We start from the raw sequence: 504 nt of genomic DNA on the forward strand, positions 1-504 counted from the left end.
GCTTTATGGAGTTCAGAGGAGTTTTCAATTTTGACCAACAGGGAATAATTGATCAAATCCGGACGCAATAGCGTGGCTTGAGGCGCCCAAAAATCTTTTTCAGGTGAAGATGCGCTATTACTTGCGAGATACTCCAGAAACGCCTCAAAAGCCGAAGCAACATCCGCTACGCTTTTTACCGGCTGCTGTAATAACTCAAACTTTGGATACGATGCGACCTGCTCCGGATCTTGTAACAGTATTTTCGACTGCCATGCGGAGAAGATGCGCTTATAAGGATTTCGTACGGCGGCAAATCGAAAATATGTATCAGCAAGAAGCGGTTCCAAAAGGTCGTCTATTTCCAGCCCGCTGACATGGGGCGCAACCTTGTGAATCTCGTGAACAACTTGATCAGAATTGCTTCCCGCAGCCTCACCGACGCCGCGCAAGGCCTGCGAGCAACCTTCCAGTGACGCAAACCACCACTTCAGGGAAGTACTCGCAACTTTGGGGGTACTAACG

The 504-nt window shown here is 49.0% G+C and carries 1 protein-coding gene; it reads right to left on the minus strand.

Annotated features, from left to right (window positions below; genetic code table 11):
* A partial coding sequence (locus AC1DLB_RS31895) for a sulfotransferase family 2 domain-containing protein (RefSeq protein ID WP_477786518.1) occupies nucleotides 1-473 on the minus strand: 473 nt, incomplete at its 3' end.
* Nucleotides 474-504 lie beyond the last annotated feature (31 nt).

The organism is Pseudomonas sp. 05N434 (assembly GCF_056396965.1).